Source organism: Exiguobacterium sp. SH3S3 (assembly GCF_004337115.1).
In the GTDB taxonomy this organism is placed as follows: domain Bacteria; phylum Bacillota; class Bacilli; order Exiguobacteriales; family Exiguobacteriaceae; genus Exiguobacterium; species Exiguobacterium aurantiacum_A.
The window spans coordinates 1-233 of sequence record NZ_SJUU01000056.1 but is presented as its reverse complement, the minus strand read 5'-3'; the positions used below and the strand labels follow the sequence as shown (position 1 = coordinate 233).

At 52.8% G+C, this 233-nt stretch carries 1 tRNA gene and 1 rRNA gene; both read right to left on the bottom strand.

From position 1 onward, the window contains the following. Position 1: 1 nt before the first annotated feature. A tRNA-Ile gene (locus EVJ28_RS14070) sits at positions 2 to 75 on the bottom strand. Between the two features lie 76 nt (positions 76 to 151). Beyond that, positions 152 to 233: ribosomal RNA gene (locus tag EVJ28_RS14065) — 16S ribosomal RNA — on the bottom strand; the annotation flags it as partial.

The window sequence follows — 233 nt, the reverse complement described above, 5'->3', positions numbered from 1 at the left end:
GTGGGCCTAAGTGGACTCGAACCACCGACCTCACGCTTATCAGGCGTGCGCTCTAACCAGCTGAGCTATAGGCCCTCATAATTTGATTTGTCGAGAGATTTGGTCTCTCAAAACTGAACGATGGGCAATGCCACATGGGCATTTTCCTTAGAAAGGAGGTGATCCAGCCGCACCTTCCGATACGGCTACCTTGTTACGACTTCACCCCAATCATCTGTCCCACCTTCGGCGGC